This is a genomic window from Amycolatopsis pithecellobii, assembly GCF_009707865.1.
Classification (GTDB): domain Bacteria; phylum Actinomycetota; class Actinomycetes; order Mycobacteriales; family Pseudonocardiaceae; genus Amycolatopsis_E; species Amycolatopsis_E pithecellobii.
On sequence record NZ_WMBA01000054.1, the window covers coordinates 18,187 to 34,271 of the forward strand.

13 protein-coding genes and 1 tRNA gene are annotated in these 16,085 nt (G+C 67.2%); 4 read left to right on the forward strand and 10 right to left on the reverse strand.

Annotated elements, in window-relative coordinates; translation table 11 throughout:
* The first annotated feature begins 47 nt into the window (after positions 1-47).
* Positions 48-2,003: a DUF6541 family protein gene (locus GKO32_RS28015; RefSeq protein ID WP_154759906.1), complete on the forward strand. Its 1,956-nt coding sequence runs from the start codon at positions 48-50 to the stop codon at positions 2,001-2,003.
* 7 nt (positions 2,004-2,010) lie between these two features.
* On the opposite strand, the gene GKO32_RS28020 is transcribed toward GKO32_RS28015, so the two are convergent.
* The 7 genes from GKO32_RS28020 to GKO32_RS28050 form a co-directional block, all read right to left on the reverse strand.
* Positions 2,011-3,552 carry a hypothetical protein gene (locus tag GKO32_RS28020; RefSeq protein ID WP_154759907.1) on the reverse strand — a complete coding sequence of 514 codons (1,542 nt, stop codon included), beginning with the start codon at positions 3,550-3,552 and terminating at the stop codon, positions 2,011-2,013.
* The gene (locus tag GKO32_RS28025) at positions 3,549-4,448 is read right to left on the reverse strand and encodes a glycosyltransferase family 2 protein (protein WP_312868654.1); all 900 of its coding nucleotides are present in this window, start codon (positions 4,446-4,448) and stop codon (positions 3,549-3,551) included. Before GKO32_RS28025 ends, GKO32_RS28020 begins: the two co-directional genes overlap by 4 nt.
* Complete coding sequence (locus GKO32_RS28030; protein WP_246244796.1) at positions 4,445-6,064, reverse strand: glycosyltransferase; 1,620 nt, start codon at positions 6,062-6,064, stop codon at positions 4,445-4,447. Before GKO32_RS28030 ends, GKO32_RS28025 begins: the two co-directional genes overlap by 4 nt.
* A gap of 170 nt (positions 6,065-6,234) precedes the next feature.
* On the reverse strand, positions 6,235-7,146 hold the full coding sequence (glfT1, locus tag GKO32_RS28035; protein ID WP_154759909.1) for a galactofuranosyltransferase GlfT1: 912 nt from the start codon (positions 7,144-7,146) through the stop codon (positions 6,235-6,237).
* A 2-nt stretch (positions 7,147-7,148) separates the two neighbouring features.
* Complete coding sequence (gene wzt / locus GKO32_RS28040; protein ID WP_154759910.1) at positions 7,149-7,964, reverse strand: galactan export ABC transporter ATP-binding subunit Wzt/RfbE; 816 nt, start codon at positions 7,962-7,964, stop codon at positions 7,149-7,151.
* A gap of 9 nt (positions 7,965-7,973) precedes the next feature.
* The gene (wzm, locus tag GKO32_RS28045) at positions 7,974-8,939 is read right to left on the reverse strand and encodes a galactan export ABC transporter permease subunit Wzm/RfbD (protein WP_312868655.1); all 966 of its coding nucleotides are present in this window, start codon (positions 8,937-8,939) and stop codon (positions 7,974-7,976) included.
* A gap of 96 nt (positions 8,940-9,035) precedes the next feature.
* Positions 9,036-9,593 carry a bacterial proteasome activator family protein gene (locus GKO32_RS28050; protein WP_166459758.1) on the reverse strand — a complete coding sequence of 186 codons (558 nt, stop codon included), beginning with the start codon at positions 9,591-9,593 and terminating at the stop codon, positions 9,036-9,038.
* 137 nt (positions 9,594-9,730) lie between these two features.
* Here GKO32_RS28050 and GKO32_RS28055 point away from each other — a divergent pair, with 137 nt between their 5' ends.
* A complete protein-coding gene (locus tag GKO32_RS28055; protein ID WP_154759913.1) occupies positions 9,731-10,930 on the forward strand; it encodes a cysteine desulfurase-like protein in 1,200 nt (399 codons plus the stop codon).
* Here GKO32_RS28055 and GKO32_RS28060 read toward each other — a convergent pair.
* Complete coding sequence (locus GKO32_RS28060) at positions 10,927-11,904, reverse strand: NAD(P)H-quinone oxidoreductase (protein WP_154759914.1); 978 nt, start codon at positions 11,902-11,904, stop codon at positions 10,927-10,929. The two genes, GKO32_RS28055 and GKO32_RS28060, sit on opposite strands and share 4 nt — an antisense overlap.
* 15 nt (positions 11,905-11,919) lie before the next feature.
* The gene (gene ypfJ / locus GKO32_RS28065; RefSeq protein ID WP_312868656.1) at positions 11,920-12,840 is read right to left on the reverse strand and encodes a KPN_02809 family neutral zinc metallopeptidase; all 921 of its coding nucleotides are present in this window, start codon (positions 12,838-12,840) and stop codon (positions 11,920-11,922) included.
* 469 nt (positions 12,841-13,309) lie between these two features.
* On the opposite strand from ypfJ, the gene GKO32_RS28070 reads away from it, so the two are divergent.
* Entirely contained in the window at positions 13,310-13,774 is a 465-nt protein-coding gene (locus tag GKO32_RS28070; RefSeq protein WP_154759915.1) for a MarR family winged helix-turn-helix transcriptional regulator, read from the forward strand.
* 21 nt (positions 13,775-13,795) lie between these two features.
* Positions 13,796-13,880 (forward strand) — tRNA-Ser (locus GKO32_RS28075).
* Between the two features lie 886 nt (positions 13,881-14,766).
* Here the strand turns inward: GKO32_RS28075 and GKO32_RS28080 are convergent.
* The gene (locus GKO32_RS28080) at positions 14,767-16,068 is read right to left on the reverse strand and encodes a tyrosine-type recombinase/integrase (RefSeq protein ID WP_154759916.1); all 1,302 of its coding nucleotides are present in this window, start codon (positions 16,066-16,068) and stop codon (positions 14,767-14,769) included.
* Between the last annotated feature and the right edge of the window lie 17 nt (positions 16,069-16,085).

The following is a 16,085-nucleotide window of genomic DNA, read 5'->3' on the forward strand; positions in this document are numbered from 1 at the left end:
GCACTTAAGCTACCCACCGTGAGCGTGGTGGCGGGAGGGTGACTGTGGTGAGCTGGCTGATGGCCGTGCCGATCCTGCTGGTTGCCGCCGGCTGGCTATTGGGGCCCGGTCTGTTGCTCGCCTACGGCCTCGGCCTGCGGGGCATCGCGGCCTGGGGCGCCGCGCCCGCCACATCGGTCGCGACGGTCTCGGTGCTGGCCGTGCTCGCCGGGGCCGTGGGGATCGCGTGGTCGTTGCCACTGGCGATCGTCGGATGCTTCACCGTCGCCGGGGCGGTGAGTCTGCTCGCTTTCGCGCTGCGGCGGCGCTTTCCCGGTAAGGCCGCCGATCCCGGGCACCTCACGCGGGTGGCGTTCGCCGGACTGGTGCCCGCGGTGCTGCTCGGTGCCCTGACTCTGGCGCTCGGCTTGCGCAGGCCCGATCAGCTGTCCCAGACCTTCGACGCGGTCTTCCACTACAACGCGGTCGCCTACATCCTCGACAGCCGCAACGCGTCCTCGATGACCATGAACGGCCTCGGTTCGCCGGATGTCGCGCAGAGCGTCACGGGTGTGCTCGGCCTGTTTTACCCGGCGGCCTGGCACGACCTGACGTCACTGGTCGTGCTGGCCACGGGCGCGAACATCCCGCTGGCCACGAACATGATGTCGCTCGTCGTCGCCGTCGTGGTGTGGCCGCTGTCCTGCCTACTTTTGGTGCGGCAGATCTTCGGCCCGTCCAGGGCGGCCTTGGCCGTCACCGGACTGCTCAGCGTCGGCTTCACCGCTTTCCCTTGGGGTTTCCTGGCTTTCGGGGTGCTGTGGCCGAACCTGATGGCACTGGCGCTCGCCCCGGCGGGACTCGCGATGGTCCTGTCGGTCTGCGGACTGGCTCGCGACGATGTCGTCGGCCGGCCGCGCGCCTGGTTCATGCTGGCCACGGTCCTGGTCGCCGGTGCCTTCGCCGAGACCAATGTGGACTTCACGCTCGTCGTGCTTTCCGTTTTCCCGGCCGGAATCGCTCTGAGGCGCCGCGCGGCCCGGCTGCGGAACTGGCGTGCCGCCGCCGAAATCGCCGTGGCACTGGTCGTTTTCGGGCTGGGCTGGTGGTTCGTGGCCACCACGCCGTTACTGGCCAACGTGAGGACGAACCCGTGGCCGGCGTTCGAGAGCCCGGCGCAGGCGGTCGGTCAGGTCATGCTCAATGCGACCACCGGACCCAACGGCACCAACGGTTTCCACGCGCTCTGGGCCCTTTCGGTGGTCGTTCTCGTCGGCGTCGCGCGCTGTGGGCGCCAGCCGGAACTGCGGTGGGTGGTCGGCGGCTGGGCGATCTCCGGTGCCTTGTTCGTCATGGCGGCGGCCATGAACCGGCCGGATACTCAGCTGTTCACCGGCTACTGGTACAACGACGCCTACCGGCTCGGGGCCGCCATCCCGGTCACCGCCGTACCGCTGGCGGTTGCCGGGGTGTTGTACCTCGCCCGGCGGTGGCCGGCGCCCCGGTTCGCGCTCAAGCTCGCGGCCACCATGGTCGCGTTGCTCCTGCTCAGCAAGGGCCTGTATGTGGGCGGGCACGCGTCGGCCCTGCGGTTCCGCGGTGTCGACGCACTGACGGGTGCCAACTCGGAGGGCCGGCTGGTCGATTCCCGCACGCAGGCCTTCTTCGCAAGAGTCCAGCCGTTGATCCCGCGCGACGCCATCGTCGCGGGAAATCCTTGGGACGGCAGCACGTTGTTGTGGGCGCTGGCGGACCGCCGGACCCTGTTCCCGCATCTGGGCACCGCCACGTCACCGGTGCAGTGGTACCTCGCGGGTCACCTCGACGAGGCCGGCACGAATCCCCAGGTGTGCCACGAAGCGGTTCGCATCGGCGTGGGTTACCTGCTGATCGGCGACGGCACGTTCTGGCCGACCGACGCCGAACGGCAGAAATATCCCGGCTTCGCCGACCCGGCCGGAAAGCCCGGTTTCCAGGTGCTGGCGGAGGACGGCCCACACAAGCTGTACCGGCTCGCGTGCTGAGGCTCCCTCACCGGGCCGGGACGAGCGCGTCGTAACCGTTGCCGATCCACGCCGGTCCCGTCACCGGCCAGTTGGGCACGTTCTCCGGCCTGGTCTTGCGGTAGGCGATCTCGTAGTCGACCGGCGTCGGTTCGAGGTTCTTGTCGAGGAAATGGAAGTTCAGATCGAGTAATGCCCGCACGATCGGGCCGCGAGTTTGTTCCTGCCGACGGAGAATCGAGACCGCGATGCCGCGGTCGGACAGTTCGTCCAGCAGTTCGCATTCGCAGAAGTACGCGATGGTGCCGACCTCACCGGGCGAGCGCACGGGATGATTACCTACCAACGGTTTGATCCCGATCCCGACCGCCGCGTACTCGGCCGGGGTGCCCGCATTGCCGTTGTACGCGCCCTGTTGCCAGGGAATGCCGTGCTGGACGTCGTATCCCACTTGGGCCGCCGCGACGAGTGCCACGACTACACCGGGAACCGCCCACGCACGGAACCTCACAGGCTGCTGGGTCTTCGCCGCCAGCGCTCCGAGGGAAAGAGCCAGCAGGTAGGTCAGCGAGATGATGGTCCAGCTGTAGTACCAGTGGAAGAGCGGAGCGTTGAGCAGCGAATACATCGCATAGTGCAGCACGCCGCCGATACCCAGCAGGACCACCGGGGCGAACCCTGGCCACGCGCGGTTTTCGCCGGAGCCGAAGCGATTTCGCACCCAACGGGCGAGGCAGACCAGCAGCGCGACGAATCCCAGCATCGCCGGGAGGAAGGACAGCGCGGCCATCGCCGGGAAACCCCGGTACATGTTCAGCGGTCCCTCGGCGAACGCCAACTGGGGCTGCTGTGCGCTGAGGGTCGCCTTGATCAGCAAGGTATCCGGGACCGCGGAGCCGAGGAGGATCCAGCTGCAGATCCACCACGGGAGCGCCACCGCGAGCGCGGACACCACGATGCGCCACCACGCCAGGCGTAGCCGCGGAAAACCCAGGAACAGCACCAAAACGACGATCGCGAGGTCGATCCGAGTCAACACGACGAGGCCGGCGAGGATGCCGAACCAGACGGGACGCGCTTCGACGGCCGCCATCAGGAGCAACGCCAGCAGTCCTCCGCTGAGCGCGATCTCCAGGCCGACAGCGGAGTTCAACAACGGGTTGAACAGCACGAGCGCGGATCCGAGCAGGGCGCTCCAAACCGGCAGCCGCAGCCTCGAACTGGTCCGGACCAATCCGTAGGCCATGGCCATGTGTGACAGTACGAACAAGGCGCCCAACGCCACGATCGGCCGGCGCAGGATGGCTGTGAGCAGCCCCTGGGTCAGCACGTTCAGCGGTGAGGTCGCCGTGTTGGCGGTGTGCCCGGGAGTGAGACCCCAGTGCAGGTGGAACGCCAGATTCTTGGCGTAGCTCAAAGTGATGTAGGCGTCGTCGACAATGCTGTTGCGTACCAACAAGAACACGCAGGCCGCGGCCACCCCGACGGCGCTCACGACGGCGACGACGACGCCGGTGCGGATACCGGATCCCTTGGGAGTACCGGTATCCGCGGCCACCGCCGTGCTCACAGCACCGATCGGGGGAACTCGGGTCTCGGGTCGAACTTGACGCCCCGCAGCAGCGCGCGGATGGCGCGGATCCGCAAGGAACGGGACACGTGTCCCTCGGCCATCATCTTCACCAGCCGCCGGGCGAAGGCAACGAATGCGATGAATCCCTCGTGGTGCAGGCGGTACGACGCCTCATTGCGGATGCCGTACTCGTACTTCCACATGTTGCCCGACTCGATCTGACCGAAGTTCACACCGAGGTTCGCGCCGAGGTCGTGCACCACCGTGCTGCTCAGCACCTGCACACCGGGCGCCGCGCCGGCGATGCGCAGCGTGTACTCCATGTCGTCGAACCAGATGAAGTATTCCTTGAGCGGCAGCCCGAAACGGGTGATCGCCCAGCGCGGAATCAGCACCGAGACGAACGAGCAGTGGTTGACCAGGACGACCTGGTGCCCCCGGGCGAGCAGCCGGCCCCAGTCCCACGTCGTGCCCGGGTTGTTCATTTCGCAGATGTTGCCGTCGGTCCAGGTGACCACGGAACAGGCGAACGACGGCTTGAAGTCGAGCTCTCGCTCGGTGGTTTCCAAGCCTTTCAACAGCTCCTCGAGCGCGTTGGCGTCGGGATAGCAGTCGTCGTCCATGATCCAGACGAAATCCGCGCCCAGCTCGTAGGCCTTGGTCATGCCGGCGGAGAACCCGCCTGCGCCGCCGGTGTTCTCCGCCAGTCGCAGCACGGTGAGCGAGCCGTCCGCCTCGTAGGGCCGCAGTGTTTCGGCGGTGTTGTCCGTCGAGGCGTTGTCGACGACGATCACCCAGTCCGGCCGCTGGGTCTGGGCCAGCACGTGCTTCACGACCTGCGCGAGCTTGGCCGCGCGGTTGTAGGTGACGATGACGGCGGCGACGCTGGTCACGACTTGCTCCATTTCCGGTAGGTCTCCTGCGCCCATTCCTTCGCGTGGGGGAGTCGCTTCAACGCCTCCGCCTTTTCGACCTGCTCGTCGAACCACCGCTTGTGGCGGTCCGGCGACGAGGCCATCTCGGTGATGGACCGGACCGCCGCGCTGATGAACGGGTACGGGTGCCGCGGGCACAGCAGGTCTTTGGCGACGATGGAACTCTGCGAACCGACGTCGGTGGAGACCACCGTGACCCCGGCGGCCGTCGCCTCGAACGAGGTCAGCGACAGGCCCTCGTTCTCCGACGTGATGACCATGACGTCGGATTCCGCGAGAGTGGCGGGCACGGGCTTGTCCGTGCCACGCAGCTCCAAGACGTCCGTCAGCCCGTAACGGGCGCGTAGCGAATGCACTTCCCGGGCCAGCTCACCGTCGCCGTGCATGATGAACCGGAAGCGGTCGCCCCCGGCCTTTTTCAGTTCGGCCGCGAGCTTGAGGAACAGATACGGCCGCTTCTGCTGGTGATATCGCGCGACGTAGGTGACGGTGAACCGCCCGCTCCCCTTGTCCTCGCGGTCCACGGCACGGGGGAAGTCCGTGGTGGTCAGGTTGGCGAGCGTGGAGAGCGCCACCTTGTCCGCGGCGATCCCGTGCTTGCCGGTCAGATAGTCCCGCAGATGCGGCGAGATCACGTGATGGACGTCGATCAGATCCGACATGATCACCGAATGGTCGACGAAACCGCCGGTGCGCCATTCGAGAATGTGCAGCGAGTCGACCACGGGAATGTCCGGCCGGACCGACTTGATCCACGGCAGCCGGTCGTACATCCAGGTGTTGTGGTGCACGTGAATACCGCGGACGTCATACGCGGCGAAGATGCCGTTGAGCAGGGCGGAATCGTGCCCGAGGGTGATCGGGTGCGTCATCGGTACCACCACCGCGCCCGCCAGCTCCGGCCGCGTGATCCACGGATGCGGCGAGGCGCGGTCGGTGATCACGATCGGCACGAGGCCGGCCTCTTTGGCGAGCTGGATGGTGTCGAGCGCCCACCGTTCCGCCCCGCCGAGTTCGAGCCAGTGCAACGCGAACAGCACCGCCGGGGTCGTGCCACGGACCGGCGTCGTGACGGCACGGGTGAGCGGAACGCCCTGCCGGCGGGGCAGCGGCTTGGCCGTGGCCTTGCGCTGCTCGTAGTCGGTGCGCGCCTGTCGCAGCAGGTCGTACTCGATCGGCCGGGTGAACCGCAGTGCGCGGCGCACCGCACCCAGCCGGCCACCGAGTTGCGCCCATTTGTCGATGGGTTCGGGTCCGCCGCCCACGTCGGTGACGAGGTCGATCAGATCGTTCGGCGCGGGCACGTCCCCGTTGGGTACCAGGCTGCGCACCACCAGCGTGCCGACCGTGTTCCGGTCGAAAAGCCACCCGATGTGGCGAGAGTGGTCCGCGGTGAGCGACGGGGGTGTGTTGCCCGGGCCCCGGACCACGGTGAACCGCAGCGTGCGGCCGGGAAAGACGAACGAGTAGTAGTTCGCCGCGCCTGTCACCAGGCCGCGTTCCCGCTCATCGAGCAGGCCGTCACCCGTGATCCCGATACCGACCTCGTCCTGCAGCTCAAAAGGTCTGCTCAAGGGCCGAGACATGGATCGCATCCCCTCCGATTCGCCAAGTGCGGTCAACTGTGCCGGTGGAGCAGGGCCAACCGACCTCACCTCGAAAAAGTGGCGACCCCTGAGGGGAAAAATAGCAAGAGGAATTTCCGGCCCGGGCAGCGACCTTCCGTTTTCACGTACTCAGTACGTCAGTAACGGAAAAACCTTTCCCGCCGGCCCTGCCGGACGAGCTTCAACCATTGGCGGAAAGCCTTCGGATCCCGCTTCACGCCAACGAAGTAGAGGCCGAACCTGATCACTTCGAGTGCGCCGATCTTGCGCATTCCCGGTTGGGACAACAGGTACCCGCGGTTGCGATACGTGTAGTACCGCTTGACCTCGTTCTCCGGGTCCTGCGCGTGGAACCGCCCGCCGAGCATCGGTTTGAACTCGTCCGAGCCGTCCGGGTGCAGGTACGACGCCTTCAACGAGGTGCCGAACGGCAGGCCCGATCGCACAAGCCGCCGGTGCACCTCGACCTCGTCGCCGCGGAAGAACAGCCGCAGGTCCGGCACGCCGACCACATCGAGCGCCGAAGCCCGGAACAGGGCGCCGTTGAACAGCGACGCGATGCCGGGCAGGAAATCTTTCCCCAGCTCGGCCGATGATCGTTTCCAAGACAGCCCACGCCGCAACGGGAAAGCCAGTTTCGACGGCGACTCGATGTTCGTCACCATCGGCGAAATCTCGGCCAGGCCACGCTTTTCCGCCTCGCCCAGCAACACCTCGAGCACGTTCTCGTCCGCGGGCCTGCCGTCGTCGTCGGCGAGCCACACCCAGTCCGCGCCGAGTGCCAGCGCGTGCAGCATGCCGAGGGCGAACCCGCCGGCACCGCCGAGATTCCGGTGCGACGGCAGGTAGGTGAACGGCAGCGGGTACGTCTCGACGACCGAGCGCGCGGGCTGGTCAGGTCCGTTGTCCACGACCACAAGATGATCGACCGGGCGTGTCTGCGCGGCGATCACCTTCAACGAGTCCGCGAGCAGATCACGCCGGTGCCTGGTGACGACGACGGCCACCACGGCGCCCTGGGGCAGCGGCGCCTGCTCGGGACTGCTCATGCTCACTCGCCGCCTTTGCCGGTCACCACGCGCTCGGCCCCGATCCGCTGGGCGGTCTCGGCGCTGATGCTCTCGTACGGGTCACGGCCCTTGTACGCGGTGAGGACGTCCCGCAGGGAACCTGCCATCCGCATCCGGCCCTCGTCCATCCAGATGGCCGTCGTGCACAGCTCCAGCAGCAGATCGTCGGCGTGCGAGGCGAAGACCAGCAGACCGGAGCGCCGCACCAGGTCCACGAGCCGGTCGCGGGCCTTGTTCAGGAATGCCGCGTCGACCGCGCCGATGCCCTCGTCGAGGATGAGGATCTCCGGGTCGATCGTGGTGACGACGCCGAGCGCGAGCCGCACCCGCATACCGGTCGAGTAGGTCCGCAGCGGCATCTGCAGGTAGTCACCGAGCTCGGTGAATTCGGCGATGTCGTCGACCCGCTTTTCCATCTGCTTGCGGGTCATGCCGAGGAAGAGGCCGCGGATCATGATGTTCTCGTAGCCGGAGATCTCCGGGTCCATGCCGATGCCGAGGTCGAACACCGGCGCGACCTTGCCCTCGACGTGGGCGGTACCCCGGGTGGGCTCGTAGATCCCGGAAAGCAGCCGCAGCAGCGTGGATTTCCCGGCGCCGTTGTGCCCGACCAGCCCGACCCGGTCACCGTCGGACAGCGACAGCGACACGTCCTGCAGGGCCTCGATCACCGGCACCCGGCTTTCGGTGCCGATCTTGCCGCCCACCTTGCCGAGCACCTGCTTCTTCAGCGAGCGGGTTTTCGCGTCGAAAATGGGGAAATCGACGTAGGCGTTCTGTACGTCAATGCTGACCATGTTCTCTTCTCACACCCAGTAGGAGACGCGGGCACGGTAGTTGCGCAGCGCGACGAGCGCGAGCAGCCAGCCGACGATCGTGATGCCGATGACGACGAGCCAGCTGCCGATGCTCACGGCCTGCCCGATCAGCGGGGCGCGCAGGATCTGGACGAAGTGGTAGAAGGGGTTGAGGTGCACGATCGGCACCACCCAGCTTGCCATGGCGGCGCGGGAGCCGTGGCCGTAGAGCTGGTCGATCGGCCAGACGATCGGGGTCATATAGAACAGCAACTGGATCAGCGAGTTGATCACCTGCGGGATGTCCCGGTAGCGGGTGGAGATGATGCCCAGCAGCAGGGTGACCCACCAGGCGTTGAGTGCCAGCACGAGGAACGCCGGGATCGCGCTGAAGGAGTACCAGCCGAGGCCGGGGTGGCAGATCACCGTGTCGCCGGCCTGGCACGCCCCGTGGTTCAGGTCGTACGGATGGCTCAGGCTGCCGAAGAAGATCGCCACGATGACGGCGACGACGATGATGTTGTGCGCGAACATGAGCGTCTGTCGCCACACCGTGCGTAGCGCGTATACCGTCAACGGAGCCCGGATCTGCTTGATCAGGCCCTCGTTCGCGATGAACGTCTCCATGCCCTCGGCGAGGCAGCCGGCGATGAAGCCCCAGACGATGAAACCGGTGGCGATGTAGGGCAGGAACGTCTGGATGTGCAGGCCGAACAACTGCGAGTAGAGCAAGCCGAGGCCGAGCGAGATGACACCCTGGCTGATCGTGATCCAGAACGGGCCGATCACCGAGCGGCGGTAACGCTGCTTGATGTCCTGCCAGCCGAGGTGGCTCCACAGCTCGCGCTGCGAAAACCCTTCGCGGATATCCCCGATCGCGCGCGCGAAAGCGCGGCTGTTCGCCGATGGCGGGACGCGCCGCAGGCTGTCCGTCGCGGGATCATTGGCCTTGTCGACCGTGCTGGTGGCATGCACCTGCTCAGGGTAGCGACCTGGGGTGCGGGGGCCCGCCCTGGGCGGGCAACCCCGCATGACCAGCGCGTCCCGACGTCCCGGTGATCGGCCGCCGCGTCAGAGGTACTGACCGGTGCCGCTGATACCGGGGTTGGGACCGTCGCCGCGTCCGGCGGAAGCACCGGGCGGAAGGCCACGGCGCATCTGTTCCAGCTGCACCCGGGCGGCCATCTGCTGCGCGAACAACGCGGTCTGGATGCCGTGGAACAGCCCTTCCAGCCAGCCGACCAGCTGCGCCTGCGCGATGCGCAGCTCGGCGTCCGACGGCGTCGAGTCGTCGGTGAACGGCTGCACCAGGCGTTCCAGCTCGCTCTGCAGCTCCGGCGCGAGCGCCTGCTCCAGCTCCTTGACCGAGGTCTGGTGGATTTCGCGCAGGCGGGTACGGCTCGCGTCGTCCAGCGGTGCGGCCCGGACTTCCTCGAGCAGCTGCTTGATCATCGTGCCGATGCGCATCACTTTGGCCGGCTCTTCGACCAGGTCACCGACCGATCCCTGGGCTTCCTCGTCCGTCCCCGGCATCTTCGCCGTGCCTACCGGGGCACCGTCGGGACCGACGACCAGCACGTGCTGGGCTTGCTCGTCCGGCTGGTTGGTGAAGTGGTTGGGCTCCGTCATGTCTCCATCCATGGGCTCGGGTGTCGGCCTGACTGCGCTGAGGCGACAACGACGAGCCTAGTCCCCATGCCGCGGCAGGGCGGGCCATATGTCAACCCCGAACGCGCAGCGAAACTACCTCTCCGTACCGTGTGCGCATGGCGTTCGACGTCGCTCGAATTCGTGGGTTGTTTCCCGCGCTGGGTGACGGCTGGATCCACTTCGACGGCCCGACCGGAATGTTGGTACCCGAACAGGTGGCCTCGGCCGTGTCGACGGCGATGCGTGCCCCGGTCTCCGGACCCGGCGGCGCGTTCCCGGCATCCCAGCGCGCGGAGAGCATAGTGACCGCGGCCCGCCGGGCAGTGGCCGACCTCGTCGGCACCGACCCGGCCGGTGTCGTGCTCGGTCCGAGCGCCGCCGTGCTGTTGCGCAGGCTGGCCGACGCGATGAGCGAACGCTGGCAGCTGGGTGACGAGGTCATCGTGTCGCGGCTCGACGAGCACGCGAACCTCGTGCCGTGGCTGCGCGCCGCGAAACGCGTCGGCGCGATCGTGCGCTGGGGCGAGATCGACATCGAAAACTGCGAACTGCCCGCCTGGCAGTACGAAAACCTCGTTTCGGCGCACACCAAGGCGGTCGCGATCACCGCCGCGTCGGGCTCGGTCGGCACCCGGCCCGACGTGCCGACGGTGGTGGAGTTCGCGAAGCGGGTGGGCGCGACCGTCGTGGTGGACGCCTCATACGCGGCGCCGTTCGTGCCGCTCGATCTGCCGGAGCTGGGTGCCGACGTGATCGTGGTGTCCGCGCAGGCGTGGGGCGGGCCCGCGGTGGGCGCGCTCGCCTTTCGCGACCCGGAGCTGATCGAGCGTCTGCCCTCGGCTTCGCTCGACCCCGACGTGCGCGGCCCGGCCCGGCTGGAACTGGGGCCGCACGCATATCCGTTGCTGGCCGGGCTGATCGCGTCGATCGACTACCTCGCCGGACTCGACGACGCCGCCACCGGTTCACGGCGCGAACGGCTGGTGACCTCGCTCGGCTCGGCGAAGTCCTATCACGCCGGGCTGCTCACCCAGCTGACCACGGAACTGCGGGCGCTGCCGCAGGTGACGGTCATCGGTGACGCCATGCGCCGGATCCCCGCGCTCGCATTCGCCATCGCGGGCAAGAAGGCCCCCGAAATCGCGGATCACCTTGCCACACAAGGGTTGTGTGCCTTCGCCGACGACGGGACGAGCGGCGTGTTCGCGGCACTCGGGGTGGGCGAGGTCGGCGGCGCGGTGCGCATCGGCCTCGCCCACTACTCGAACGTCTTCGAGGTCAACCAGCTGGTGCGGGCGCTGGAAGAACTCGGCTAACCCTTGGCGGTGAGCAGGATCTTGCCGAACACGCCGCCCTCTTCGAGCGCGCGGTGCGCGTCCGCGGCTTCGGCCATCGGCACGACCTGACCGACGATGGGTTGCACCGTGCCCTGTTCCACCAGCGGCCACAGGGATTCGCGGACCGCGGCGACGATCTCGCCCTTCTCCGCCACCGGCCGCGCACGCAGTGTGGTGCCGGAGACGCTGGCGCGCTTGGCCATCAGCTTGCCGAGGTTGAACTCGGTCTTGGTGCCGCCTTGCATACCGATGATCGCCACCCGGCCGTTCGGGGCCAGCGCGTCGATGTTCCGGTCCAAATAGGACGCACCCATGTTGTCGAGGATGACGTCGGCGCCGCCGGTGGTCCTGCGCAGCATGTCGACGAAATCCTGTTCGCGGTAGTTGATCGTGATGTCCGCACCCAGTTGCGCGCAGCGTTCGAGCCGCTCGGCGGAACCCGCGGTCACCGCGACCGTCGCGCCGAGTGCCTTGCCGACCTGGATGGCGTGCGTGCCGATTCCGCCGGCGCCACCGTGCGCGAGCAACACTTCGCCCTCGGTGAGATGCGCGATCAACACGACGTTGGACCACACGGTGCAGGCGACCTCGGGCAGCGCCGCGGCGGTCACGAGGCCGACTTCGGCCGGGATCGGCAGCAGCTGGACGGCGGGGACGACGACCTTCTCCGCGTATCCGCCGCCGGAAAGCAGCGCGCACACCTCGTCGCCGACCTGCCAGCCTTCGACGTCGTCACCGAGGGCGGCGATGGTGCCCGAGCATTCCAGCCCGAGGATGTCGCCGGCGCCGGGCGGAGGCGGATAGAAACCCTGACGCTGCAACAGATCGGCACGGTTGACGGCACTGGCGGCGACGTCGATGAGCACCTCGCCGCGGCCGGGCTCGGGATCGGGCACTTCCGTCCAGGTCAGCACCTCGGCGCCGCCGGGTTCGCGAGCGGTGATCGCATACATGGGCCGACAGTAACGCTAGCCGAGGTCGCGGGCGCCGAAGGTGTCACAGCGCGCGGGGTCGCCGGTGGAAAAGCCGGTGTTGAACCACTTTTCGCGTTGCGCCGAGGTGCCGTGGGTGAACTGCGAGTTGTCGACGCGGCCGTTGCCGAGGTTGCGCTGGATGTAGTCGTCCCCGATGCGGGACGCGGTGTCGAGGGCGCGTCGCACGTCTTCGGAGGTGACGTCGGTGATCAGGGGTTTCCCGCTGGACGACGGGGTGGTGGTGGCGTGCTTGCCCCAGACCCCGGCGTAGCAGTCGGCCTGCAGTTCCAGCCGCACGGAACCGGAGGTGGGGCCGGTGCCGGTGCCGACGCGGTTGGAGGTGCCGAGGAGGTTCTGCACGTGGTGGCCGTACTCGTGGGCGAGCACGTACGCCTCGGCGAACGGCCCGCCCGCGGCGCCGAAGCGGGATTGCAGCTCGTTGAAGAAGGACAGGTCGATGTAGACCTCGGAGTCGGCGGGGCAGTAGAAGGGGCCGGTGTCCGAGGTCGCGCCGCCGCAGCCGGTGCGGACGCTGCCGTTGAAGAAGTTCGTGGTGGCCTTGCGGTAGGTGCGGCCGGAGCGGGCGAACTGGTCGGTCCAGTAGTCCTGGACGGAGTTGATGACGGCGACGGTAGCGCAGTCGTGGTTGCGGTTGGCGTCGGCGCCGGTGCGGCATTCCTGGGCGAGGGTGCTGTTGCTGACCTGCTGCCCTGACTGCAGCCGGCCGAGGCTGACGTCGCTGCTGGCGGGGCTGGTGCCGCCGAGTTGGCTGAGTACGAAGTAGATGAGCACGCCCACCACGCCGAGCCCACCACCGCCGAGTGCGACGCGGGAACCGATGCCTCCGCCACCACCGCCGCCACGCAGATCGGAAACCTCGGATGTGTCGAGCCCAGCGTCGTCGTCGAACCTCACGGTGCGGAAGAGTACCGACAAAAAGCCGGGTGCGGCGCGGGGCCGCACCCGGGGTTACCGAGGTTGTCACTGATGGGCGGTTGGCTGCTTCTCGGGCCGGCGAGTTTCGCTCTGCCGGTGCTCACGGAGGAAGCACCGAGGCAGGCCAGAGCCCCGCCGTATGCGTCGAGCGCATGTAGTTGACACCCGGGCTGCTCACGTCGCGACTGGGCTGGGGTTCACCGCATCCCGGTCGTGGGCCCACAGCCGGCAGTCAACCGCGGAGAATCTTTCGCCACTGAACCACCTGACCTTCCCCGGGGACGGGGCCCGCAGGATGCACCGGGGTGGTGCCCGTGCCACGGAGCTCGTCCTCCGATACCTCCAGGATGCGCCTTTGGAGCTTCGGTCTCAACCGTTCCGTTATCGCACATACGGGTCACTGCGATGGGCCGGTCGGCCGTTGTTGATGAAGCAGTAGCCTCCTGGGATGGCTGAAGTGCGCTGGCTGTCCGACAGTGAGCAGGAAGCCTGGCGGTCGTACGTGGTGGCCGGGTTGCGGCTGCGGCAGCGGTTGCACCGTGAACTGAGCGATGCGCACCAGGTGTCATTGGCCGACTACGAGGTGCTCGTGGTGTTGCAGCTGTACCCCGACGGCCGGCGCCGCATGACAGACCTGGCGGCGGATCTGGGCGCGACGAAGAGCCGGCTGTCACACCAGGTGGGCCGCATGGAGGCAGATGGCCTGGTGCGGCGCGTGCCCGACCCCGAGGATAAGCGCGGCGTCATCGCGGAACTGACCCCGGCCGGTGAGGATGTGCTCAAGGTCGCGGCGCCCACACATGTGGCAGGCGTGCGGCAGCACTTGATCGACCTGCTGACCCCCGAAGAGCAGGCAGTGATGGGCACGGTGTTCTCCCGGGTCCTCGAACACCTGACGGCGCTGCCGGAGTGACGGGATAGGCTTGCGGGTAAGGGAAGCGTGGCAGAGCGGCCGAATGCACTCGCCTTGAAAGCGAGCGTAGGGAAACCTACCGGGGGTTCAAATCCCTCCGCTTCCGCTTGGTTGACCAGCGGATATGCTGGGTGAGGCATGTGTGCTTGCCCGACATACTCCCGCTGAGGTTGCAGTTTGGGTTGCACTCGTTCCGCTTCGCGGGCCCCCGGCTAGCGCGACCCGGCTCTGTAGTCAGAGCCGGGTGCGGCCCGCCCCCTCTCCCCGTGTGGCGGTCCGGTGAGCACTCTCCTCCAGAGGCAGCGCTGGCGATGGCGGGAGCGTCCGCCGCGCGCCGCGATTCGACGGCGCCGCGACACGCCCGAGATGCTGGAATGGCGCGACACGCCGACGAGTTACATGCATGTCTTTCCACAACCTGCACGAACCCGTTGACCTGTGGAAACTCGTGACTGTGCATGAGTTATCCATCAAATGTGGATGGATTTGTGCACATCGAGGCGCGGTTTTCCACAGGTTGTCCACAACCTGTCCCCATGGCGTCAACAGGGCTATTTGCGCTGCTCCTTCCGAGCGGTTCACGATGCGTGCGGCTGGGAGCGCCACAAGCGCAAGCAGCCGTTTCCCGTCCCGCCAACACCGGTTGCGGCGGGGCACAGCGCCTCGACCCGAGGCCTTTCCAAAGGAGGCACCGTGTCTACGGACTCGGAACGCCGAGGTCGGCGACGGAAGAAGCGTCGCGCCAGGGGTAACGGCCCTGGCGCGACCAACTTCTCCGAGCTGATTCCGCTGTACGTCAGGCTGCTGATTCTGCTGATCAGCATCGTGTCTGACCTATTGCATTAGCCGATCCAGCTGCCGGGTGTAGCACCGACGCTGCTCCCGGCAGCGCGGCCCTCTACAGGGCTACAGGGTGATCTAACTGGCCGGCCCAGGCAAGCCCGGCTCCCGAACCGTTCGGACTGGCCTGCCATTGCAGGAGCCATGGGAACTCATACGGCGACCGGCTGACCTGCTGAGCCACCATTTCCGTCGTCCTGGTCGTTCTCGGACCAAAAGAGCCCGCCGATCTGGTCTGCTATCGAGGTCATCAGCTCGGTCGTCATGTGCTGGTAGCGGGATGTCATGCCGACGTGGCTCCAGCCCATCACCTCCATCACGGCCCGGCCGGGCACGCCGAGCACGAGCAGCATCGTCGCCGCCGTATGCCGGGCGTCGTGCAGGCGGGCGTTCCGCACTCCAGCGGCCGTCAGTAGTGCTTTCCACTCCCCGTGATCAGTCCTCGGGTGCACCGGCTTGCCGACCGGGCTCGCGAACACCCACCCTTCGTCATGCCAGAGGTTCCCGGCCTTCTCCCTCTCCTCCCATTGGTTCCGCTGGTGTTCCTGCAGGGCTGCCACGATCGGCGCGGGCATCGCCACGGTCCGTCGTCCGGCGCGTGATTTCACTTCCTGCGGAATCGCACCGCCGCCGTGTCGCTGCGGGCAGTGCCCGGCGTGCCGATGCCCGCACGGTTCGTCCGGTGTGCATCCGTGAGTCCATTTCACGGGCTGCAGTGATCGGCGGACGGCCAACGTCCGCGCTTTGAAATCTACGTCTCGCCATTGCAGTCCCAGGGCCTCACCTTTCCGAAGCCCGAGCGTCAGCGCGATGACGAATCGCACCCCATTGCGACGCTCCATGCAAGCACGGAGAATCTGTGCTGCCTCGTCCTTCGTGAACGGGATAATCTCCTCCTCGGGAATTCGGGGTGGCCGCGCGATTTCCGCTGGGTTTGAGGTGATGTGCCCGCGTCGCATTGCCTCGCCCAATGCCGTCCGCACCGTCCGGTGCGCCTGGTGAATGGTCGCGGGCTTCAACACCTTGCCGTGCTTCCCTTTCTTCGTGGCGAGCTTCCGGTAAAGCGCCTCCAGGTGTTCGGGCTGCAACTTGTTGATTCGGTGTGCCCCGACGCCAGGGATGAGGTGGCCGTACACGGCCGCTCGATAGCCAACGAGAGTATTTCTCCGGACCGATGGTGCGGCGATGTTCTCAACCCAATGGGCCAGCCATTTCTCAACGGTCCACGCGCGGCCTGCCTTGCGTACCTTCCCGCTATCGCGCTGCTGCTCCAGTTCGCGGACGGCCTCGATTACATCGCCTTCGTCTTTTCGCTTGACGTGCCGTCGATCAGGCTTGCCGTCGTCGCGAATACCCATCGTGACCCAGCCGTGCCAATTCCCATCGCGACCGAGGTAAATGCTCGATGCGCCATTCGGTCGGCGGGTGCCTTCTGGTCGTTTCTTGCGTGCCATGTGTTCCTCCTCGGTTG

Bases quoted from the DNA above. Each gene is read 5' to 3' on its own strand.
- glfT1 (WP_154759909.1), bottom strand. From the start codon at position 7,146: ATGAGCAGTCCCGAGCAGGCGCCGCTGCCCCAGGGCGCCGTGGTGGCC.
- wzt (WP_154759910.1), bottom strand. From the start codon at position 7,964: ATGGTCAGCATTGACGTACAGAACGCCTACGTCGATTTCCCCATTTTC.
- GKO32_RS28050 (WP_166459758.1), bottom strand. From the start codon at position 9,593: ATGACGGAGCCCAACCACTTCACCAACCAGCCGGACGAGCAAGCCCAG.
- GKO32_RS28055 (WP_154759913.1), top strand. From the start codon at position 9,731: ATGGCGTTCGACGTCGCTCGAATTCGTGGGTTGTTTCCCGCGCTGGGT.
- GKO32_RS28060 (WP_154759914.1), bottom strand. From the start codon at position 11,904: ATGTATGCGATCACCGCTCGCGAACCCGGCGGCGCCGAGGTGCTGACC.
- GKO32_RS28070 (WP_154759915.1), top strand. From the start codon at position 13,310: ATGGCTGAAGTGCGCTGGCTGTCCGACAGTGAGCAGGAAGCCTGGCGG.
- GKO32_RS28080 (WP_154759916.1), bottom strand. From the start codon at position 16,068: ATGGCACGCAAGAAACGACCAGAAGGCACCCGCCGACCGAATGGCGCA.